Origin of the sequence: Mesorhizobium sp. B2-5-11, from assembly GCF_006440835.1 — a bacterium.
GTDB lineage: Bacteria > Pseudomonadota > Alphaproteobacteria > Rhizobiales > Rhizobiaceae > Mesorhizobium.
This window is the reverse complement of record NZ_VFUK01000015.1, coordinates 105611-126795: the sequence shown is the minus strand read 5'-3', so window position 1 is coordinate 126795 and position 21185 is coordinate 105611. Positions and strand designations below refer to the sequence as shown.

Genomic DNA, 21185 nt, shown 5'->3' with positions numbered 1-21185 from the left:
CGCGTCGCCGGCACCCGCCGGGTGGAACTCGAGATCGGCGGCGAACGCCAGCGCGTCGAGATCGAGCTGCCCGTCGATCATCCCGCGGCCCAGAAGAGCCGGGTAGCGTTCCGCCCGGGCCGCTGGAAGCTGTTTTTTTCCGACCAGGCAGGCAGCTCATTCGCGCCGGCGGAACAGAACCCTCGCCAAAACGAGAAGACGCTTCCCCCAGATATCAGGAAGCGGCGTATGGCTGACGCAGGCCCGCCGATTTGAATTGTCCGTATGGAGGTGAGGCGGTTGCGAGCCGCCAGCCCAATGCTGGTTTGCCGCGACCCTTTTTTGCGCACCCTCGTTTCCAATGCTCGTTGCCCAAGCAACCTCGGTTCGATGTAGCGACATGCAAAACAAGACCTAGGCGGCTCGCATGAATCCGTTTCGGCGTGCCGCGCTTCAAACAAAACGAGTGAGCTTGTCGCCAGATCGTTCGGCCCGCCATGCATTGCTCTTACTCAGGTCAAGGGGGATCGCGCAGCTTCAGCTTCGGTGACCAGCCTTTGGCTGTGCGCCCGGCAGACATGCGGGACCGATCGGTTCGAAAGTCTTGTAGGTCAGGATGAATTCGCGGTGCCCGAGTTGTTCGGATTTCGTCGCATGGCCATTGGCGACAGCAAGAACCAGATTGAAGATTTCGTCGCCGACATCCGACAAGGTGGCGGCCCGTTCGAGGATACGCCCGGCATCGACGTCCATGTCGCCCGACAGGCGACGGTATGTTTCGGGATTGGCGCAGATCTTTATGACCGGCGCGACCGCCGATCCCGAGACCGAACCGCGGCCGGTGACGAACAGCGTGAGATGACAACCGGAAGCGATGAGCTCCACGATCTCGGCATTGTCCGAGATGTTGGGGAAGCCAAAACGCACGTCCCCATCCGGCACGACATCCATGAGGTAGAGCCCGCCGTCAGGGGGAATGTCGCCCGGCTTGATGAGGCCCGAAATCGGCGACGAGCCCGATTTGGCATAAGCACCCATCGATTTCTCCTCGATGGTGGATAGGCCGCCATCGGCATTGCCCGGAGCGAAACTGCCATAGCCTAGCGTCGCGTAGTATTGCGCTGCCTTTGCCACGGAGGCGCGCAGCTCGACGCCGAGTCCAGGCGTCACGGCACGGCTCGCCATGATCTCTTCGCAGCCGATCAGCTCGCCGGTCTCCTCGAAAATACAGGCTGCTCCCGCACGGACCAGCCGATCGAAGGCAAGGCCGGCGGCGGGGTTGCCGGTCATGCCGCTGGTGCCGTCCGACCCGCCGCAGATCGTGCCGACGATAAGTTCACTCGCATCCATTGGCACTCTCGCGACCGCGCCCAGCTCTTGCAGGCGTTGCCCGACCCATTCGATGCCGTCGGAAATCGTCGACAAAGTACCGCCGTTTTCCTGGATCGTCAGCGTGGCCACCGGCCGTCCGCTTGCCTCGACGGTGCGGGCGAGCGAGAATTTGTTGAAGCTTTCGCATCCCAGTGACAGCAGCAGTACCGCGGCGACATTGGGATGCGTACACAGACGCTCCATCATCCGCTGCGCATAGGGATTGGGAAAGCAGCCTGGAAAGCCGATCAGATGCACGTCCCTGCCGCGGAAATGGGAGACAATTTCGCGACCGACATGATGCGCGCACTCTACCAGATAGGCCACGATCACAATGTTGCGGATGCCCTTGCGACCGTCCGGCCTGAGATAGCCGAGGATGGTGGACTGTTCGCCGGTCATGATCCGGTCTCCGCTATTACGTGCGTTTTGGTGTAGTCGCTCTTCAGATTGTGAATATGGACGTGCTCGCCGGGTCCGATCGACCGCGTCGCCGAGCCGATCGGGACGCCGTATTTGATGACCTTCATCCCCGGGGCGATCGGCAGCCGCGCCAGCTTGTGGCCGAGCTCCACGGCCTTGATCAGAATGCGCGACTCGCCGCCGATGATGATGGTCTCACCGGCTTCGATGCGCCGGCAGGCGACCAGCACATTGTCGTGATCGCAGAGCAGGAGCAGACGAGGATCGTCCATCGTCGGCTCACATGACGCCGAAGGTACGGAAGGCTTCGCAGGCGCTCATGCCGTCGCGGATCGCGGTTGCGACCTTGTTCTCTGTGCTGACCTTCTCGATCGCGCGCTCGATCGCTTCCTTTTCCGCCTCGCGCGGGATCACAAGCACGCCCTCGCGGTCGCCGAAGATCAGGTCGCCGGGCGTTACCAGGATGCCTTCGATCTCGATTGGGCAGCCATAGTCGATCACCTTGCCTCGCGGGCCCTGGTCCTGGGCATAGATGCCGCGCGAGAAGACCGAAAAGCCGAGCTTTTCGATTTCCCAGGAGTCGCGGATATAGCCGTTGAGGACGGCGCCGGCAGCCTTCAGCTTCTGGGCCCTGGTGGACATCAGCCCGCCCCACAGCGCGTAGCGGAAGGAGGAGCCGCTGGCGATGTAGACATCGTTCTCCGTCAGGCTGTCCAGCGCTTCCATCATGAGGCCGAACGGTTTGTTCGCGAGCGGACCGTGCGCATCCGGCGAACCGCCGGAAAACACGTCCGCCTCCAGCACCGGCATCGCGCGGCCGATGACTTTCATCTCCGGCTGCAACGGCACGATCCCGGCCGGCAGGAACTGCCGGCGGTGGCCCATTACATCGAGCACGTCGCCGACGACGGCCGTGAAGAGTTCCTTGCGGATGACTTCGAAGATCGCCTTGTCAGTATCGGTCGTCATCTGTTTTCTCCCTCGAAAAACTATGGTGTCAGAAGCCGTGCAGCGCGCCGCCGTCGACCACCAGTATATGGCCGGTCACATAGGCTGAGGCGCGTGAGGCGAGATAGGTCATGGCCCAGCCGATATCGGCGCCCTCGCCGAAACGACCCATGGGAATGCGGCTGTTGATCTTGCGCGCCCTTTCCGGATCGGCTGCGGTGGCCTGGCGTAGAAGCGCGGTGTCGATCCAGCCTGGCGCCACACCGTTGACGCGTATCCCGCTGGGCGCAAGTTCGGTCGCGAGCGCCCTCACCATGCCGACATAGGCGGCTTTCGCCGCCGAATAGCCGATCACGTTGGGAATGCCGAGGAAAGAGCTCATCGAGGCGGTGAAAAGAATGCTGCCCCTTGCTTCCGTCACCTGCGGCAGGAAGGCGCGCGAGAGGGCGAAGGCGCCGCCGACATGGACGTTCAGCACCGAATTGAAAGCCTCGACGCTCATCTCGCCGAGCGGCTTCCTGACCGTGTTGCCGGCATTGTTGACGAGGATCGAGACGCGTCCGGATTTTTTTGCCACCTCGCTGGCGAAACCCGTGGCACCGGCAGTGTCGGTCACGTCGAAGACATGGCTCGTGGCGGAAGGCCCCAGCGTCTCGCAGGCGGCAGCGAGCTTCGCGGCGTTGGTGCCGACGATCGTCACCTTGGCGCCGGCTTCGACGAAACAGGTGGCGATCGCAAGGCCGAGACCGCTTCCGCCGCCGGTCACCAGCGCATGCTGCCCCTCCAGCCCGAAGATATCCTTGATGCTCATGCGTCTTCCTTCGCTTCGATCCGGACGACGATCTTGGTGAAGCCTCCGGGGTTCTTGTCCCAGGCTTGCATGGCCGCACCGGCTTCCTCGATTGGCACGACGCGTGAGACGATGCGGTCGCCGGCGTCCCGATGTTGCTTCAGATAGCCGATAACATCGTGGAAATCGGCGATCTCGGAGCCGCGAGACCCGCGGATATCCATCTCCTTGAGCAGGAAGAACTTGGTGTCGTAGGCGATCTTGTTCTTGGCGTAGCCGACATAGACGACCCGGCCGCAGGACGCCACGAGATCGATCGCCTGCCGAAAGGTCGCATCCGCGCCGACCGCCTCGATGACGACCTGCGGACCGTCCCCGTCGGTCAGTTCCAGGACATGTGCCAGGACATCTTCGCGCGACGCATCGATGATGTCAGTGGCGCCGAGCGCCTTGGCAACGGCGAGTTTGTCGGCGCTAAGGTCCACTGCGATCACGCGTGAGCCCCGCCTGACAGCGCCGAGCAAGGCGCCGAGCCCGATGACGCCGCAGCCAAGGATGACGACGGTTTCTCCAGCCGAAAGCTCGGAGCGGCGGACCGCATGGAAGCCGACGGCAAGCGGCTCGATCAGCGCGAGGTCCCGCTGGCGCATGCCCTCGACCGGAATGACCTTGCCCGCGGGAACGACGACGATCGAGGCCATCGCGCCCTCGCGCTGGACGCCCATTGTCCGGTTGTCCTTGCAGGCGTTCGGCCTGCCGAGGCGGCAGGCATGGCACCCGCCGCAATTGAAATAGGGAAGAATGGTCACGGACTGGCCGACCGCAAGCGCGCTGACGCCGTCGCCGAGCGCCGAGATGGTGCCGGAGATTTCATGGCCCAGAACGCGGGGGTAGGAGATCAGCGGATTGAGGCCGCGAAACGACGTCAGGTCGGAACCGCAATACCCCACATACTCCATCCGCACCGCGACTTCGCCCGGGCCGGGTTTCGGTTCGGGCAATTCGACCAGCGAGATCTTGCCGGGTTCCTCGAGGCAGACAGCTTTCATCATGGCGCTCAGGCCTCACAGATCGTGCTGTTGTCGATGGCATCCCAGTCGATCTCGACCCCGAGGCCGGGGGCTGACGGCGGCGCGGCGTAGCCGTCCTTGATCGGCAGCGGCTGCTTGAGGCCGAAGGCGAAGTTCTCCATTGGATAGAGCACTTCGAAGAAGTCGCAGTTCTTGATCGCCGCGGCGCAATGCAGGTTGACGATCTCCATCGGGTGGAAGATGGCGGTATGGATCTCGCAATTGACGCCGAAGGCTTCGGCGAGGCGGGCCGTCTTCATGACGCCCGTGACGCCGCCCGTCCAGGAAACGTCTGCCCGGACGCGATCGACGACACGCGTCGAGATGCATTCGGCGATGCTGTAAGGGTGCTTCGCAAGGACTTCCGTCCCGACGAGCGGGATTTCGAGGGTGCGTGCGAGCTCCCGCAGCGAATGCACGTCCTCGTCGTATAAAGGCTCTTCCAGCCAGTAGAAGTCGAGCCTTTCCAGCTCGCGGCCGAAGCGGATCGACTGCTCGAGATTGAACATCGAGACCGGGTCCGACATCAGCGTGAAATCCGGCCCGACGGCGGCGCGGACCTGGCGATGGACGTCGATGTCGTAGTCGAGGTCGAGTCCCGGTGTATGGAGCTTGTAGGCCCGCAACCCTTCGGCTTTGGCGCGCAGCGCCTCTTTCACATAGTCCTGCGGCCCCGACAGGATCATCGAGCTGCCATAGACCGGCACGCGTTCGCGGAAGGCGCCGAGATATTTGTAGAGAGGCTGCCCGGCGGCGGTGGCCGACAGCAGCCAGAGGCAGGTGTCGAATGGTCCGTAGGCATAGATCGGCAAGTGGCCCCACCAGCGGTCGGCCACCCGGAAATCGTGCCATGCCTTTTCCCGGTCGAGCGGGTCACGGCCGATGAAGAACGGACGCAGCGTGTCGGCAATCAGCCTGCCGGCGCCCGCCGCCGAACGACCGGCGAACCCGAAGGCGGTTGCCTCGAGCCCGGTATCCGTCGCCATGGTGACGGTGAGAAATTCGAACTTCGCGAAATCCCCGGTTCGAAACGCGCTGGCGGCAAAATCGCCTGGTTTGCGCTGGCAGCAGCGCACCTTCACATCCGTGATTTTCATGGAAAAACCTTCGATAAAACGATCGCAGCGGCATGTGTGGATCCGGGGAAGTCCCGGATCCAGTCATTCTCAGAAGCGGGGCAGGTCGACTTCGACACCCATCCATTTTTTCTGCAGGGCCTGCAGCTCACCTGTAGACTGGAGCATGAAGAGCTCCGTGTTCAGCCAGTGCAGGAAGTCCGGGTCGTTGCGGCGCAGGCCTATGCCCATCGGCGCCTGCGCCACGACGAACTGCTTCTTGAGGTTCGGGTCGTGCTCCTCGACGGCGCGGGCAAGCGCGCCGCTGGTCACGATGCCTTCGACCTGGCCTGCGAACAGCGCCTGGGATGTCGACGCGTCATCGTCATAGCGCTGGATCTGTGCGCCTTCGACGGCCTTTTTGGTCATGACGATGTCGTTCGTGCTGGCCCGCGTCACGCCGATCTTCCTGCCGGCCAGATCCTCGATCTTGGTGATCGGCTGGTCGGCGGGACCGACATAGACCTGCTGGTCGACATAGTACGTGTTGGTGAACGCGATGGCCTTGGCGCGCTCGGCGGTGATCGAGAACGAATAGATCACGATGTCGAGCTTGCCCGAAGTCAGGTTCGGGATGCGGTTGGCTGCCGTCGTGTCGACGATGTTGACCTTGACGCCGAGATCGCGGGCGATTGCCTTTGCCACGGACACGTCATAGCCGTCGGGCTGCATGCTGCTGTCCATCAGGCCATAAGGCGGCGTTCCAAGGCCGACGCCGACATTGATAGTGCCGCGCTGCACGATGGCGTCCAGCGTGCTCTCGGCCTTTGCGGGCAATATCATCGCCAGCATCGCGGCGACCCCGACAGCAAGTCTCTTCAATAGCATGATACTTTCCTCCCTGGTGTGATGAACCGGATCTTCAGTTGGCTGCCTGCTGCAGGCGGCGCTCCAGGCGGCGGCTGGCATGGGACAGTATGGAGCAGATGCCGAAGTAGATGGCCGCGACCGTCAGATAGACGGGCAGCGGCTGGAACGTGGCGCTGGAGACGATCTGTCCTGCTCTCGTCAGTTCGATAAAGCCGACGACCGAAGCAAGCGCGGTGTTCTTGACGACCTGAACGGAGAAGCCGACCGTCGGAGGAATGGCGACGCGAAGCGCCTGCGGGATGATGACGTCGGTCATCGTGTGCCGCCAGCCAAGCGCCAGCACGAACGACGCTTCCCATTGCCCCTTGTTGATCGACTGGATCGACCCGCGCCAGATCTCGCCGAGGAACGCGCTGCTGTAGAGCGTAAATCCAAGGCCGGCCGCGTAGATCGCCGGAAGGTCATAGCCGAGATTGGCGACGCCGAAATAGGCGATGAAGAGAATGACGAGCAGGGGCGTTCCCTGGATGACATAGATATAGGCCTGTGCGATCCAGCGCATCCAGGCGAAGCGGGAGAGGCGCATGAGGGCGACAATCGATCCGCCGATGGCGCCGCCTGCAAGCGCAATTCCCGAGAGGACGACCGTCCACGTCGCACATTGCAGCAGAAACCCGACATGATGGAGATTGAATGTCTGGAACATCGTCATCGCCCTGCAAAGCGGAAGGAGAAGAGGGCACGGTCAATCAGTGCGAAGACGCCTTTGAATGCAGCCGTCAGGACAAGGTAGATGGCCGCGACCACGAGATAGGCTTCCAGGCTTCGGAAGGTCAGGCCCTGCACATCATTGGCGACGCCGGTCAGTTCCGGGACGGAGATGACGGAAACGACGCTGGACGCCAGCATGATCAGGATGAACTGGCTGGTCAGTGCCGGGAAGATCGCTGAAATCGCCGGCAGCAGAACGACATAGCGGAAGGTGAGATACGGTGACATGCCAAGCGTGTGCGCCGCCTCCCGCTGTCCCTTGCCGATCGTCTGGATACCGGCACAGACGATCTCGGTGATATAGGCGCCCGCGTAGAGCGTCAGGGAGAGGATGGCCGCCGTCACTTCGGAAATGCGGATGCCGATCGAGGGCAGGCCGAAATAGACGATATAGATCTGCACCAGAAACGGCGTGTTGCGGATGATCTCCACATAGGCGGCCGCGATTGAGGAGAGGACTTTCGAGCTCGAAAGTCTCATCAGGGCGCCGACGATGCCGACGCACATGCCCAGAACCAGCGCGGCGGCCGACAGGCCGACGGTCAGCATGGCGGCGTGCACGAACAGGTCGCCGCGCGCGAATGTCCCGGAAAAATCTAGGTACTCCACACTCGTCCCCGGTCTTTAAACAAGGTTCGGTTCGATCGCTCGCGCAAGGACTTTCACCTGGCGCAAGGTGTTCTGCCGGCTTCTCTCGAGATGTCGCTGCAGCGCCGCGAGGATCTGGCTCTTCTTGCCGGCGATGATGGCATCGAGAATATTTTGGTGCTCCTCGACCGAGCGGCTGTAATCGCCTGGAATCGAGACGAAGACCGTATGCGTCTGGCCGACAATGCGGGAGTGGACCTCGGAGATCATCGGTATCCCCGCGGCGCCGACGAGCGAACTGTGGAAGGCCCGGTCATGGGAGAGCGCCTTCGCCAGATCGTCGAGCGACGACCCTTTGGCGAAGCGCCTGTGGTTTTCGAGGCTGTCCTGGAGCTTCACCCGCAGCGCCTCATCGAGCCGTCCTGCGTCGAAGGCTGCTTCCACGGCCCCTTTCTCGAGCAGTGTCCTGGCCGCGTATAATTCCTCGACGGCTTCCTCGTTGAAGCTGCGGACCACCATGCCGCGCCGCGAGGAATTGACGAGAAGCCCGTCCGCCTCCAGCCGCAGGCAGGCTTCCTTGACAGGCGTGGGACTGATGCCCAGTTCCGCCGCCAATTCGTTTGGCAACAGGCGTTGCCCGCCTGCCAGCCTGCCGCCGACGATCCGCGACCGCAGCTCCTGGTAGGCCTGCTCGGCCAATGTTGTCTTGATCATGCTCATGGCCCAAGCATCGGTCAGGTTCCGGTTCGGTGCAACAGAAAAATTAAAAATAGAAAATTTTTTATTTTCTGATTTCGATCTTTCGGGTTACAAGTCAACCTCGCAACAAGGAGGAATTCATGGACGCCAACGGCAGCGCCTTTGTGAAACTGCGCGACGCGGTGAAGATGTTCGGCGGGTTTCAGGCGCTCGATCACGTCAGCCTTGAGGTGGCGAAGGGCGAAAAGATTGTCGTCTGCGGGCCGTCGGGCTCAGGCAAGTCGACCTTGATCCGCTGCATCAACGGCTTGGAAGACCTGCAGCAAGGCTCGGTGGAAATCGACGGCAAACCGCTGGTCGAGAAGTCCCACGGACGTATGGTTCCGCGCCGGGACATCGGCATGGTGTTCCAGCAGTTCAACCTCTTCCCGCATCTCAAGGTGATCGAGAACTGTACGCTGGCGCCCGTCCGCGTGCTCGGAAAATCCCGCAAGGACGCTTCGGAGAGAGCGCTGGAGATGTTGCACAAGGTACGGATCGCAGATCAGGCGGACAAGTATCCGTCCCAGCTTTCCGGCGGCCAGCAGCAGCGCGTCGCGATCGCCCGCGCGCTCTGCATGCAGCCCAAGATCATGCTCTTCGATGAACCGACCTCGGCTCTCGATCCGGAAATGGTCAAGGAAGTGCTAGACACCATGGTCTCGCTGGCATCCGAAGGCATGACGATGATCTGCGTGACGCACGAAATGGGTTTCGCCAGCCAGGTGGCCGATCGGGTCGTCTTCATGGACAAGGGCCGGATACTCGAGGAGGCCACGCCGAAGGAGTTCTTCGCAGCCCCGAAGCATCAGCGTGCACGCGAATTCCTCTCGCAGCTCCTTCATTGACAAATTCATATCCGCCAAGGGTCATAGATGAAAATCGCCTCCGTCCGCCCGTTTATTCTCCATCTTCCACTCACCTCGGACTCCATTTCGGACTCGACCCACAGCATCACCCATTGGGGTGTCGTGGGTACGAAGATCGTCACCACGGACGGGCTGGAAGGTTATGGCTTCACCGGCACGCATGCCCATCTGGCCGCCGACCGGCTGATAACGTCCTGCATCGGCGAGTGTTACGCGCCGCTTCTGGTAGGCGAAGACGCCTCGGATCATCAGCGTCTATGGACCAGGCTTGCGCGCCATCCTTCGCTTCAATGGGTCGGTCGGGCCGGCATCACGCATCTGGCGCTGGCCGCAATCGATATCGCGTTGTGGGATATGAAGGCGAAACGGGCGGGCCTGCCGCTGTGGAGTTATCTCGGCGGCGCGCGCACCGATGCCCTGGAGGCCTACAATACCGATATCGGCTGGATTTCGTTCGATCTGGACACGTTGCTGCGCGGCTCCGCGAAAGCCGTCGAGGAGGATGGATTCACACGCATCAAGATCAAGGTCGGCCATGACGACCCAAATGTCGACGCCGAGCGCCTGGCGGCTGTGCGCAAACGTGTCGGACCAAGGATCCGGATCGCAATCGACGGCAACGGCAAGTGGGATCTTCCGACCTGCCAGCGGTTCTGCGCGCTGGCGCGCGACCTCGATATCTACTGGTTCGAGGAGCCGCTCTGGTATGACGATGTCGCCAGCCACGCCACGCTCGCGCGCAATACATCGATCCCGATCGCGCTCGGCGAGCAGCTCTACACGATCGACGCGTTCCGCTCCTTTGTCGATGCAGGAGCCGTCGCCTACGTCCAGCCGGACGTCACGCGGCTCGGAGGAATAACCGAATACATCCAGGTCGCGGACCTGGCACTGGCGCATCGGCTTCCCGTCGTTCCGCATGCAGGGGAGATGAGCCAGGTGCATGTGCATCTGAGCTACTGGCATCCTGCATCGACGATCCTCGAATACATCCCCTGGATCAAGGATCACTTCGAGGAGCCGATCCGCGTCGAAGGCGGCATCTACAAACGGCCCGAACGGGCCGGTGCGAGCACGACCGTCCTGGCCGAAAGCTTTGCCCGCTACGGCAAAAGCCTGGGCTAGGGCATTCCAGGAAAAGCGCCCGCGGCATCGGGGCGGCGCTATTCCTTCACCGCGCCGGTCATCGAGGAGACATAGTGCTCGACGAAGAACGAATAAAGCACGACGACCGGCAGGGATCCGATCAGCGCGCCCGCCATCAGGGCACCCCACTCATAGACGTCGGAGCGGACGAGTTCGGTGAGCACCCCGACCGGCACGGTCTTGTTTTCGGACGACTGGATGAACGTCAAGGCATAGATGAACTCGTTCCATGACAGGGTGAATGCGAATATGCCCGCCGAGATCAGGCCTGGCACCGACAGGGGCAGCACGATCTTGCTCAGGATCTGCCAGCGGCTTGCCCCGTCTATGAGCGCACATTCTTCCAGTTCGAACGGGATGGAGCGGAAGTAACCCATCAGCAGCCAGGTGCAGAAGGGGATCAGGAAGGTTGGGTAGGTGAGGATGAGCGCGAAGGGTGTGTCGTAAAGCCCGAGGTTGAACACCATCACCGACAAGGGGATGAACAGTATCGAGGGCGGCACGAGATAGGCGAGGAACACCGCGAGGCCGACCTGCCGTGCCCCGGAGAACCGCAGCCGCTCGATCGCATAGGCCGCGAAAACCGACGCCACCAGCGACAGGAAAGTGGCGGCGGTCGAAATGATGATCGTGTTGAGCAGCCAGCCCGGATAGGACGTCTCGAAGAGAAGATAGCGGATGTGCTCCAATGTCGGATGCACGACCCAGAGCGGGTTGAAATTGGCATAGTCGGTCATTTCGACATTGGGCTTAACCGCTGTGATCGTCATCCAGTAGAACGGGAACAAGAGCACGATGACGAACACGAGCAGGGGGAGATAGACCGTCACCACACGGCGCGGCACGCTCTGCAAATAGCCCATGCCGCCTTCGTCGAGCTGCGGCTGTTTTGTCTTCCTGGTGGCAGCCATGTCAGTCTCCGCCCCCCTGCTGCCATTTGCGGCGCTGCAAGCCGAAATAACTGAACAGGATCGCGGCAAGGAGGAATGGGATCATGGCGACCGCGATCGCGGCGCCCTCGCCGAGCTGGCCGCCCGAAATGCCGCGCTGGAACGACAGCGTCGCCATCAGATGGGTGGCATTTACCGGTCCGCCGCGGGTCAGCACATAGATCAGCTGGAAATCCGTGAAGGTGAACAGCACCGAGAACGTCATCGTGATCGCGATGATGGGGGTGAGCAGCGGCAGCGTCACATGGCGAAACAATTGCCAGCGGCTGGCGCCGTCGAGCGTGGCGGCCTCGTAAAGCGATTGGGGGATTGTCTGCAAGCCGGCAAGCAGCGTGATGGCTACGAAAGGGATGCCGCGCCAGACATTGGCCGCGATCACCGAAGCACGCGCGTTCTCCGGATCGCCGAGGAAATTGATGCGATGGTCGATCAGGCCCATCTGCTGGAGTGCCCAGGACAGGATCGAGAACTGCGAATCGTAAATCCACCAGAAGGCGATGGCCGACAGCACCGTCGGCACCACCCACGGCAACAGGACAATCGCGCGGAAGAACGATTTGAAGGGAAGGTTCTGGTTGAGGATGAGCGCCAGCCAGAGGCCGAGCGCGAATTTCAGGATCGAGGCGCTGACGGTGTAGAGCAGGGTGTTGAAGACGGAGAGCCAGAAGACGGCGTCGCTCCACAGATATTCATAGTTCTCGATGCCGATGAAGATGCCGGGACGGCCGATGCGGGCATCGGTGAAGCCGAGCCAGACGCCGAGCCCAAGCGGATAGGTCAGGAAGACAAGCAGCAATGCCGCCGCCGGCAGCATGAAGCCGAAGCCAAGCGCGTTCCTGCTCTCGGCCAGGCGCGACAGCATCGAGGAACGCGGCTGAGCGGCGACGGACGGCACGGCCATGGGGCGGGCTCCCTGCAAGGGTCTCGTTGATCGGCCTGGCGGTCGCCCTGCGCTTCCGGAGGGTCGGATAGCGCGGGGCAGAGCCGCCAGGCTCAGCTGGCATGGATCAAACGCGATAATACCGGTTTGCGCGCTTCTCCGCCTCTTCCATTGCCTCCTGGGGCGTGGCCTGTCCCGTGACGGCCTTGGCGAACATGTCGACCAGGACATAGTCGGCCATGGTCGCCGCCGAGGCATAGCCGAGCGGCCCGGCATAGCCGTTGGGCCGCAGCGTCGCCGAAGCCTTGGCGTAAGCGGCATTGTTCGGATCGGCTGTCCACACCGGATTGTTGTCGAACGCCTTGAGCGTCTGGCAGCAGTAGCCCGCCGAGGAGGTGATCCAGTCCGGCATTTGCGGGTCCTCGAACATGAATTGCAGATAGGCTTTGGCCGCGTTGGGGTAGGGCGTGTAGTCGAAGATGACGGCTGTGGTCACCTGGAACAGTTCGACGGATTTGCCGACAGGACCGATCGGCAGGTTGGTGGTGCGTATGTCCTTGGCCATTTCCGCCAGCTTCGGATCATTGTCCTTGTTGATCTTGGCCGTGTTGTAGGCGGAAATGCCATTGGCGATCACACTGAGTTCGCCGGCCAGGAAGGCGCGATTGTTGTTGACGTCGAGCCAGCTTTCGGTACCTGGAATAAAAGTCTTGTAGAGTTCCTGCGCGTATTCGATCGCCTTGAGGGTCTCGGGGCTGTTGATCGTCACCTTGCCGCTCTCGTCGACCATCTGGCCGCCATGGCTCCACAGCAGCCAGTGCGCGTAGTTGTTGCCGTCGCCAACACCATGGCCGTGCGTGAAGCCGGCCGGATGCCCCTTCGCCTGCAGGGCCTTGCAAAGTTCGAGGAAGCCTTTCGTATCCTTGGGGAACTCCGAAAAGCCGGCCTCTTTCACCCAGCTTTCCCGATAGACGATGGCATTTCCGATGGTGGCGAGCGGCAGGCCGATGAATTTGCCTTCCCGGGTCGCATATTGCTTTGGTCCGTCGTGCCAGCCGCCATATTTCGACCCCAGATACTCGCCCAGTTCCGTCACGTCGTGCAGCTTGTCGGGATACTGATGCGGGTCGTCGAACCAGACGAACATCAGATCCGGACCTGAACCGACATTGGCGGCGACCGCTGCCTTGGGGCGAATGTCTTCCCAGCTTTCCTTGTCGACACGTACCTCCACGCCCGTCGCTTCGGTGAACCGCTTGGTGTTTTTCAGCCACTGGTCCTCGTCACCCTGCACGAAAGGCGACCAGCGCAGCAGCCTGAGCTTCGCACCGTCCTCCGGCTTGTACTTCAGCCCCTCCTGGGCGAATGCCGGAGAGCCGGCGAAGCGGCTTCCCAAAACGCCGGCAGCAGCGCCGGCCGTCGTGCGGATCACGTCACGTCTGGTGAATTTCATGCTCGTTCCTCCTGTTTGTTTCTCTTGCCCTTTGGTCTCTACAGCTTGCTGCGCGTTTGAAGCCGCTGCCCGGTTTCGCCGTGGAAGAGATGAATGAGGCCGGGTTCGGCGGTGAGCCGGATGGTTTCGCCCGGCGTGAAGGAATGACGTTCCCGGAAGTTGGCCACGATCTCTTCACCGCCGGCTGTCCGGCCGATGAGCTGTACCTCCGACCCGGTCGGCTCGATCACCGCGATGGTGACCGCAATGCCCTGGTCGGACAGCCGCAAATGCTCGGGCCGTATGCCCAGCACCACCGGCTCGCCGCCTTTGACGGACGATGCTGCGTCCAACGGCACGGAAATTCCGCCCGCGCCCCGAAAGGACGGCGACCCGTTCGTCGCGATTTCGCCCCGCAGCAAATTCATGGCGGGCGAGCCGATGAAACTGGCGACGAAGAGATTGTCCGGCCTGTCGTAGAGTTCCAGCGGCGGCCCGATCTGCTCGACGATGCCGTCATGCATGACCACGATCTTGTCTGCCATGGTCATGGCTTCGATCTGGTCATGGGTAACATAGACCGTCGTGGTTTTCAGGCGCTGGTGCAGTTCCTTGATCTCGGCGCGCATCTGCACCCTGAGCTTGGCGTCAAGATTGGACAGCGGCTCGTCGAACAAGAAAACCGCCGGATCGCGCACGATCGCCCGCCCCATGGCAACTCGCTGGCGCTGTCCGCCGGAAAGCTGGCGGGGATAGCGCGCCAACAGCGGCACGAGCCCCAGAATCTCCGCAGCGCGCTGGACGCCGGCGCCGCTCTCAGCCTTCGAAACGCCCTTCAGCATGAGCGAAAACGCCATGTTCTCGGCGACGGTCATATGCGGGTACAGCGCATAGTTCTGGAAGACCATGGCGACGTCGCGTTCCTTCGGCGCAACGTTGTTGACGACACGCTCGCCAATCGCGATCTGGCCCCGCGAAATCTTTTCCAGGCCCGCGATCATCCTGAGCAGGGTTGATTTTCCGCAACCCGACGGCCCGACCAGCGTGACGAATTCGCCGTCGTCGATGTTCACGCTGACGCCGTGCAGAACCTCGACGGTCCCGAATGATTTGTAAACCTCGCTAATCGCGACAGACGCCATCGATCCTCCTCCCGAACGATTCCCGCGACGTCTCTTCGAAGGAACCGCTGACCTCTCCCGGCGACGGCCCTCCAACCTTCATGTGGTCACGCGATACGGAGACGGTAGCGCTACCAAACCTGCCTGTAAAGCAGGCGCTTCGATAAACATCCAGGCTGCATTCCCGGTTGCTCACTGGACTGCCCACCACATGGCTGGAGACAGCAGGGAGATCGGCCACGGGATGAATATCAACCACTTGCACCGTCCGCCGGCCTGGGCAGCCGCGCATGGAATTCGCCGACGATGCCGCGCCGGAAGACGAGCACGCAGATCATGAATATCAGGCCGGTGGCGATGGTCACCGGAAAGCCGGAGGTGGCGAGTGTGTTTTCAAGGCCGACGACGAAGCCGGCGCCGACGACCGGCCCGACCATGGTACCGATGCCGCCAAGCAGCGACATCAGGATCACCTCGCCCGACATCTGCCATGTCACGTCGGTGAGCGTCGCGAACTGGAACACGATTGCCTTGACCGCGCCGGCAAGCCCGGCTAGCGCGGCCGACATCACGAAAGCGGCGAGTTTATACCTGGCGACGGAATAGCCGAGCGAGATGGCGCGGTTCTCGTTCTCGCGGATCGAGCGCAGGATCATGCCGAACGGCGAGTTGATGATCCGCCAAATGGCGAAGACGCCGATCAGGAAGATGGCCAGCACGACATAGTACATGTTGACCGTGGCGTTCAAATCGATGATGCCGAAGAGGTTGCCGCGCGGAACGCCCTGGATGCCGTCCTCGCCTTGCGTGAACGGTGCCTGCACGCAGAAGAAGAAGAACATCTGCGCCAGCGCCAGCGTGATCATGGCGAAATAGATGCCTTGCCGGCGGATGGCGAAGAAGCCCATGACCAGCCCGAGCAGGGCCGCGCCGGCGGTACCCAGCAGAATGCCTGCCTCTGGCGGCCAGCCCCATACCTTGACGGCATGCGCGCAGAAATAGGCGGCGCCACCGAAGAAGGTCGCGTGGCCGAAGGACAACAGGCCGGTGTAGCCGAGCAACAGGTTGAAGGCGCAGGCAAACAGCGCAAAGCACAGCATCTTCATAAGGAAGAACGGGTAGACGAAGAACGGCGCGGCGATGAGCGCCAATACCGCCAGCGCCACCAGCGCGCGTTCCAGCCGCACGGAGGCCGCGGCGCGCTTTTCGTGAAGCGTCAGCTCGCTCATCTCAGGCGTCCCTTCCGAACAGGCCGGCCGGCCGCAGTAGAAGCACGATCGCCATGATGACGAAGACGACAAGGTTCGACGCCTCGGGATAGAATACCTTGGTTAGGCCCTCGGCGAGGCCGAGCATGTAGCCGGTGACGATGGCGCCCAGGATCGAGCCCATGCCGCCGACCACGACGACGGCGAAGACGACGATGATCAGATCCGACCCCATCAGCGGACTGACCTGGTAGACGGGAGCCGCCAGGATCCCGGCAAAACCGGCAAGTGCCGCACCCAGTCCATAGGTGAGTGTCAAAAGCAGTGGCACGTTGACGCCGAAAGCCTGGACCAGTTCTGGATTTTCGGTCGCGGCGCGCAGATAAGAGCCAAGCCTGGTCTTCTCGATCAAAAGCCATGTGCCCAGGCAGACGAGAAGCGATGCCAGCACCACCCAGCCGCGATAGTTGGGCAGGAACATGAAGCCGAGATTGGTGCCGCCCGCAAGTAGCGCCGGCACCGCATAGGGATTTCCCGAGACGCCGTAATAATAACGGAAGACGCCCTCGATGACCAAGGCCAGGCCGAAAGTGAAGAGCAGGCCGTAGAGAGGGTCGAGCTGGTAGAGCCGCGAGAGCGCTGCACGCTCGACCGCAATGCCGAACAGCCCGACGGCGAGCGGCACCAGGATCAGCGCCGGCCAATAGCCGATGCCGAGATGGACAAGCAGCAGATAACCGATGAAGGCGCCCAGCATGTAGAGCGCGCCGTGGGCGAAATTGATGATGCGCAGCAGGCCGAAGATGACGGCGAGGCCAAGGCTCAGCATCGCATAGAAGGAACCGTTGATCAGCCCGACCAGCAACTGCCCGAGAAAGGCCTGGATAGGGATGCCGAAGATCATCGTCATGGCGCGATCATACTCCGAGCACCTCGTGAAGTTGAGCGTCGTGGGCGGCCAGTTCGCCGACCGGAAACCCGCTCAGCACCTTGCCGTGCTCCATCAGGTAGAAGCGGTCGGCAATGCGGGCGGCGAAACGGAAATTCTGCTCCACGAGCAGGATCGTCATGCCGCGCTTTTTCAACGTCGCAAGCAATTCGCCGATGCGCTGGACGATGACCGGCGCCAGGCCTTCGGTCGGCTCGTCGAGGAGCAGCATCCGGACACCCGTCCTCAGGATGCGGGCGATCGCCAGCATCTGCTGCTCGCCGCCGGATAGCCTGGTGCCCGGGCTGTTGCGGCGCTCCTTCAGGTTGGGAAAGAGCTCGAAGATCTCCTCGACGCTCATGCCGCCCTTGGCCACCACCGGCGGCAGGATCAGGTTCTCGTCGACTGTCAGCGTGGCGAAAATGCCGCGCTCCTCGGGAACGAAACCGATGCCTTGGTGGGCGACACGGTGCAAGGGCAGGCCGATCAAGTCGTTGCTGTTGAAGACGACACTGCCGGTGCGCTTGCGGATCAGCCCCATGATGGCGCGCAGCGTCGTGGTCTTGCCGACGCCGTTGCGGCCAAGCAGCGTCACAGTTTCGCCGCGGAACACATCGAGGTCGACGCCGTGCAGCGCGTGGCCCTCGCCGTACCAGGCATGGAGATCGCGCACGGCAAGCAGCGGCTCACTCATGCTCGGTTCCCATATAGGCTATCCGGACGCGTTCATCCTGGCTGACCGTCGGATAGTCGCCCGCGGCGAGCACCTTGCCGCGCTGCATCACGGTGATCCAGTCGCAAAGATCGGCAACGACGGTCAGATTGTGCTCCACCATGAGCACGGCCCGATCGCGGGCCAAGGCGCGGATGATCCCGGAGATCATGCTGACATCCTCGTGCCCCATGCCGGCCATCGGCTCGTCGAGCAGCAGCACCTTTGGATCGAGCGCCAGCGTGGTGGCGATCTCGAGCACGCGCTTGCGGCCATAGGAGAGATCGCCGGCGAGCCGGTGCGCCGCGTCGTCGAGGCCGACCGTGCCGAGAAGCTCGCGCGCCCGCGGCGTCAGTTGGTCGAGCGCCGAAAGCGGGCGCCAGAACTGGAAGCCCAGCCCCCCTGGCCGCTGCAGCGCGACGCGCACATTGTCGAGCACGCTCAGATGCGGAAAGATCGCCGAGATCTGGAACGAGCGCACGAGGCCCATCCGCGCCACCTTGGCCGGCGGTGTCCGGGTTATGTCGGTGCCGAGCAGTTCAATCGTGCCGCTGGTCGGCTGCAGGAACTTGGTCAAAAGGTTGAAGATCGTGGTCTTGCCGGCGCCGTTGGGTCCGATCAAGGCGTGAATCCTGCCGTGATGAACGTCGAGATCGACATCCTTCACCGCAACGAACCCGGCGAAATCGCGCCTGAGGCCGCGGGCGGAAAGCACCACCCGCAGCACGGCTCCATCGCCGTCAGGCCTGACGGCCGCGGCGGTTGCCGTCGTCACTTGCTGACGAGCGGGCAGCCGCTATCCGTGGCCTTCATGAAGGCCTGGTCGCCCGGAATGGTTGCAAGATAGGTGTAGTAGTCCCAATCCTTCTTGCTCTCCTCGGGCTTCTTGACCTGATAGAGGTACATGTCGTGCACCATGGAGCCGTCGGCCTGCACCTTGCCGTTGGCGGTAAAGACGTCATTGACCGGCATCGAATGCAATTCCTTGGCCACCGCTTCGGTTTCGTCGGTGCCGGCCTTGTCGATGGCCTTGAGATACTGCGACACCGCCGAATAGGTCCCGGCCTGGATCATGTTCGGCATCCTGCCGGTGCGTTTGAAGAAGCGGTTGGCGAACTCGCGGCTCTTGTCGTCGCGATCCCAGTAATAGCCTTCGGTCAGCACGACGCCCTGGGCCGCCTGCAAGCCAAGGCCATGCACTTCGGCCAGCGTGAACAGAAGTGCCGCGAGCCGCTGGCCGCCGGCGACGATGCCGAATTCGGCGGCCTGCTTGATCGAATTGGAAGTGTCGAGACCGGCATTGGCAAGGCCGACGATCTTGGCGCCGGAGGATTGCGCCTGCAGCAGGAAGGATGAGTAGTCGGTCGAGCCGAGCGGATAGCGCACTTCACCAAGCACCTTGCCGCCGCGATCCTTGACGAGCTTGGCGGTCTGCTCCTCGAGCGAATAGCCAAAGGCGTAGTCGACGGTGATGAAATACCAGCTGTCACCGCCTTGCTGCACCAGGGCACCGCCTGTGCCGACGGCCTGGGAATGGGTGTCGTAGGCCCAATGGAAACCATAGGGCGAGCACTGCTTGCCGGTCAGGTCGGTCGCAGCCGCGCCGGTGACGATGTCGATCTTCTTCTTTTCCTTGGAAAGTCCCTGAACGGCTAGCGCCACCGAGGAGGTGGTCAGTTCCATTATGGCATCGACCTGCTCGGTGTCGTACCACTGGCGCGCGATGTTGGAGGCGATGTCCGGCTTGTTCTGGTGGTCGGCGCTGATGACCTCGATAGGCGCGTTCTGGACCTTGCCGCCGAAATCCTCGACAGCCATCTTGGCCGCCTCGACGGACCATTTGCCGCCGAAATCGGCATAGACACCCGACTGGTCGTTGAGGATGCCGATCTTGACCTTGCCGTCGGAAATTTCGGCTGCTGCCGCTGGCATCGCGGTCCCCACAAGCAGCGCGGCTGAGATGAGATAGGATGCTTTCACTGGTATTTCCTCCCTTGTGGCCACTGTCGAAAACGCCCATTGCGGCCCTGTGACGGCTTCGAGTGCACCGTCTGGTCCCGCGTGAAGAATACGTCCTGTGCTCGCCACAGTTCCAAAGTGCCCGGACACATGGTCACAAGCGCACATTCGGAATGCACAGGGATTCGTAACATCGACATGGAACGTCGAGAACCACTATTTTCGTATCAGGCGCACCGGTAGCGGTGTGCGCTGCTGGCTAGGACTTGTCGCGCGCTATCAGCACGATCTTTGCCGGATCGAAATCGACCGCGACGACGCTGCCTTCCGGCAGGGCAGGTGTGACGATCGGCGACGTCGCAAACAGCTCGACCGCCGGATCGTTTATCGCGACGCGGTATTCCATGTGGTCGCCGAGATAAGAACTCTTGACCACGCGCCCTCTCATCCCGCCGGCTGCCGGCTGGCCGGCGACGAGGCGCACGGCATTCGGCCGGACGGCCAGCACCGCCGGCCCCGCCGCGATGCCGCGATGCGGCATGTCGAGCCGCAGCGGCCCGATCTTTACCTCGGCATTCGTCCCATTGCTGGCGAGAACCTCGACATCGAGCAGGTTGGCGTCGCCCATGAAATCGGCGATGAAAGAGTTCCTGGGTTCGTTGTAGAGGTCGCGCGGGGTCCCGTCCTGAGCGACGCGGGCAGCGTTCATAACGATGATGCGATCGGACACGGCCAGCGCCTCCTCCTGGTCATGCGTCACATAGACAACGGTCAGCGCGAGGTCCTGCTGAAGACCGCGGATTTCATCGCGCACGCGCCGGCGCAACTTGGCATCGAGATTGGACAGCGGCTCGTCGAACAGAAGCACCTTCGGCTCCAGCACGATGGCGCGCGCCACGGCCACGCGCTGCTGCTGGCCGCCCGAAAGTTCGCTCGGCTGGCGCTTCTCGTAGCCGGACAGGCCGACCTGTGCCAGCTTCTCGGCGGCGCGCCCCGCGGCCTCAACCTTGCCGAGCCCGGTCGCCCGCAGGCCGTAGCTGACATTTTCTATGACGTTCATGTGCGGGAACAGCGCGTAGGACTGGAAGACCATGCTGACGTCCCGTTCGGCGGCTGACAGCAAGGTGACGTCCTTGCCGTCGATGACGACGCGCCCGTGGCTTGCGTGCTCCAGCCCGGCAATCAGCCTAAGCGTCGTCGTCTTGCCGCAGCCGGAAGGTCCGAGCAGCGTCACCAGGCTGGCCGGTGCGATGTCGAAGCTGACATTGTCGACGGCAGTGACGGCGCCGTATTTCTTGGTGACGCCCTCGAAACGCACTGCCGGTCTGTCCACCACGCCGGGGGCAGCGTTCTTCGCCGTTTGATCCATACGCTTCT

General features: G+C 62.4%; 23 protein-coding genes. 3 read left to right on the top strand and 20 right to left on the bottom strand.

Annotation, left to right across the window (positions count from 1 at the left end):
• Nucleotides 1-255, top strand: a 255-nt coding sequence (locus tag FJ490_RS33405; RefSeq protein WP_246672711.1) for a TOBE-like domain-containing protein, incomplete at its 5' end; no start/stop codon positions are given.
• Between the two features lie 261 nt (nucleotides 256-516).
• Here the strand turns inward: FJ490_RS33405 and FJ490_RS29655 are convergent.
• The 10 genes from FJ490_RS29655 to FJ490_RS29610 all read right to left on the bottom strand — a co-directional run bounded on the left by FJ490_RS29655 (nucleotide 517) and on the right by FJ490_RS29610 (nucleotide 8585).
• The gene (locus FJ490_RS29655) at nucleotides 517-1752 is read right to left on the bottom strand and encodes a UxaA family hydrolase (RefSeq protein ID WP_140729371.1); all 1236 of its coding nucleotides are present in this window, start codon (nucleotides 1750-1752) and stop codon (nucleotides 517-519) included.
• Nucleotides 1749-2045, bottom strand: a complete 297-nt coding sequence (locus FJ490_RS29650) for a UxaA family hydrolase (RefSeq protein WP_140729370.1) — start codon at nucleotides 2043-2045, stop codon at nucleotides 1749-1751. Before FJ490_RS29650 ends, FJ490_RS29655 begins: the two co-directional genes overlap by 4 nt.
• A 7-nt stretch (nucleotides 2046-2052) precedes the next feature.
• Nucleotides 2053-2742 carry an RraA family protein gene (locus FJ490_RS29645; protein WP_140498420.1) on the bottom strand — a complete coding sequence of 230 codons (690 nt, stop codon included), beginning with the start codon at nucleotides 2740-2742 and terminating at the stop codon, nucleotides 2053-2055.
• A 28-nt stretch (nucleotides 2743-2770) separates the two neighbouring features.
• Nucleotides 2771-3532: an SDR family oxidoreductase gene (locus FJ490_RS29640; protein WP_140729369.1), complete on the bottom strand. Its 762-nt coding sequence runs from the start codon at nucleotides 3530-3532 to the stop codon at nucleotides 2771-2773.
• Nucleotides 3529-4563: a zinc-binding alcohol dehydrogenase family protein gene (locus tag FJ490_RS29635; RefSeq protein ID WP_140729368.1), complete on the bottom strand. Its 1035-nt coding sequence runs from the start codon at nucleotides 4561-4563 to the stop codon at nucleotides 3529-3531. Before FJ490_RS29635 ends, FJ490_RS29640 begins: the two co-directional genes overlap by 4 nt.
• 5 nt (nucleotides 4564-4568) lie before the next feature.
• Entirely contained in the window at nucleotides 4569-5678 is a 1110-nt protein-coding gene (locus tag FJ490_RS29630) for an enolase C-terminal domain-like protein (protein WP_140498417.1), read from the bottom strand.
• Between the two features lie 69 nt (nucleotides 5679-5747).
• Nucleotides 5748-6524 (bottom strand): transporter substrate-binding domain-containing protein, encoded by a 777-nt coding sequence (locus FJ490_RS29625; protein WP_181165309.1) that lies wholly within the window; start codon nucleotides 6522-6524, stop codon nucleotides 5748-5750.
• Nucleotides 6525-6558: 34 nt separating this feature from the next.
• Nucleotides 6559-7212: an amino acid ABC transporter permease gene (locus FJ490_RS29620; protein ID WP_140632386.1), complete on the bottom strand. Its 654-nt coding sequence runs from the start codon at nucleotides 7210-7212 to the stop codon at nucleotides 6559-6561.
• A 2-nt stretch (nucleotides 7213-7214) separates the two neighbouring features.
• Nucleotides 7215-7886, bottom strand: a complete 672-nt coding sequence (locus FJ490_RS29615) for an amino acid ABC transporter permease (RefSeq protein ID WP_140729367.1) — start codon at nucleotides 7884-7886, stop codon at nucleotides 7215-7217.
• Between the two features lie 15 nt (nucleotides 7887-7901).
• Nucleotides 7902-8585 carry a GntR family transcriptional regulator gene (locus FJ490_RS29610; protein WP_140498413.1) on the bottom strand — a complete coding sequence of 228 codons (684 nt, stop codon included), beginning with the start codon at nucleotides 8583-8585 and terminating at the stop codon, nucleotides 7902-7904.
• A gap of 119 nt (nucleotides 8586-8704) precedes the next feature.
• Between FJ490_RS29610 and FJ490_RS29605 the strand changes: the two genes are divergently transcribed.
• A complete protein-coding gene (locus FJ490_RS29605; RefSeq protein ID WP_140498412.1) occupies nucleotides 8705-9451 on the top strand; it encodes an amino acid ABC transporter ATP-binding protein in 747 nt (248 codons plus the stop codon).
• Nucleotides 9452-9478: 27 nt separating this feature from the next.
• The gene (locus FJ490_RS29600; RefSeq protein WP_140729366.1) at nucleotides 9479-10597 is read left to right on the top strand and encodes a mandelate racemase/muconate lactonizing enzyme family protein; all 1119 of its coding nucleotides are present in this window, start codon (nucleotides 9479-9481) and stop codon (nucleotides 10595-10597) included.
• 38 nt (nucleotides 10598-10635) lie between these two features.
• Here the strand turns inward: FJ490_RS29600 and FJ490_RS29595 are convergent, their stop codons facing one another.
• From FJ490_RS29595 to FJ490_RS29550, 10 genes are all read right to left on the bottom strand, one after another.
• Nucleotides 10636-11529, bottom strand: coding sequence for a carbohydrate ABC transporter permease (locus FJ490_RS29595; RefSeq protein ID WP_140498410.1), 894 nt, complete (start codon nucleotides 11527-11529; stop codon nucleotides 10636-10638).
• Between the two features lies 1 nt (nucleotide 11530).
• On the bottom strand, nucleotides 11531-12469 hold the full coding sequence (locus FJ490_RS29590; protein ID WP_140498409.1) for a sugar ABC transporter permease: 939 nt from the start codon (nucleotides 12467-12469) through the stop codon (nucleotides 11531-11533).
• Nucleotides 12470-12575: 106 nt separating this feature from the next.
• Entirely contained in the window at nucleotides 12576-13901 is a 1326-nt protein-coding gene (locus FJ490_RS29585; protein WP_140498408.1) for an ABC transporter substrate-binding protein, read from the bottom strand.
• Nucleotides 13902-13939: 38 nt separating this feature from the next.
• Nucleotides 13940-15022: a sn-glycerol-3-phosphate ABC transporter ATP-binding protein UgpC gene (gene ugpC, locus FJ490_RS29580; protein WP_140514990.1), complete on the bottom strand. Its 1083-nt coding sequence runs from the start codon at nucleotides 15020-15022 to the stop codon at nucleotides 13940-13942.
• Between the two features lie 230 nt (nucleotides 15023-15252).
• Nucleotides 15253-16230: a branched-chain amino acid ABC transporter permease gene (locus tag FJ490_RS29575; protein ID WP_140729365.1), complete on the bottom strand. Its 978-nt coding sequence runs from the start codon at nucleotides 16228-16230 to the stop codon at nucleotides 15253-15255.
• 1 nt (nucleotide 16231) lies between these two features.
• Entirely contained in the window at nucleotides 16232-17119 is an 888-nt protein-coding gene (locus FJ490_RS29570) for a branched-chain amino acid ABC transporter permease (RefSeq protein WP_140729364.1), read from the bottom strand.
• Between the two features lie 7 nt (nucleotides 17120-17126).
• On the bottom strand, nucleotides 17127-17831 hold the full coding sequence (locus tag FJ490_RS29565) for an ABC transporter ATP-binding protein (protein ID WP_140498404.1): 705 nt from the start codon (nucleotides 17829-17831) through the stop codon (nucleotides 17127-17129).
• The gene (locus FJ490_RS29560) at nucleotides 17824-18624 is read right to left on the bottom strand and encodes an ABC transporter ATP-binding protein (protein ID WP_181165310.1); all 801 of its coding nucleotides are present in this window, start codon (nucleotides 18622-18624) and stop codon (nucleotides 17824-17826) included. Before FJ490_RS29560 ends, FJ490_RS29565 begins: the two co-directional genes overlap by 8 nt.
• Entirely contained in the window at nucleotides 18621-19829 is a 1209-nt protein-coding gene (locus tag FJ490_RS29555; protein ID WP_140498402.1) for an ABC transporter substrate-binding protein, read from the bottom strand. The genes FJ490_RS29560 and FJ490_RS29555 overlap by 4 nt, the downstream gene beginning before the upstream one ends.
• Nucleotides 19830-20067: 238 nt before the next feature.
• Nucleotides 20068-21177, bottom strand: coding sequence for an ABC transporter ATP-binding protein (locus FJ490_RS29550; RefSeq protein WP_140514996.1), 1110 nt, complete (start codon nucleotides 21175-21177; stop codon nucleotides 20068-20070).
• Nucleotides 21178-21185 lie beyond the last annotated feature (8 nt).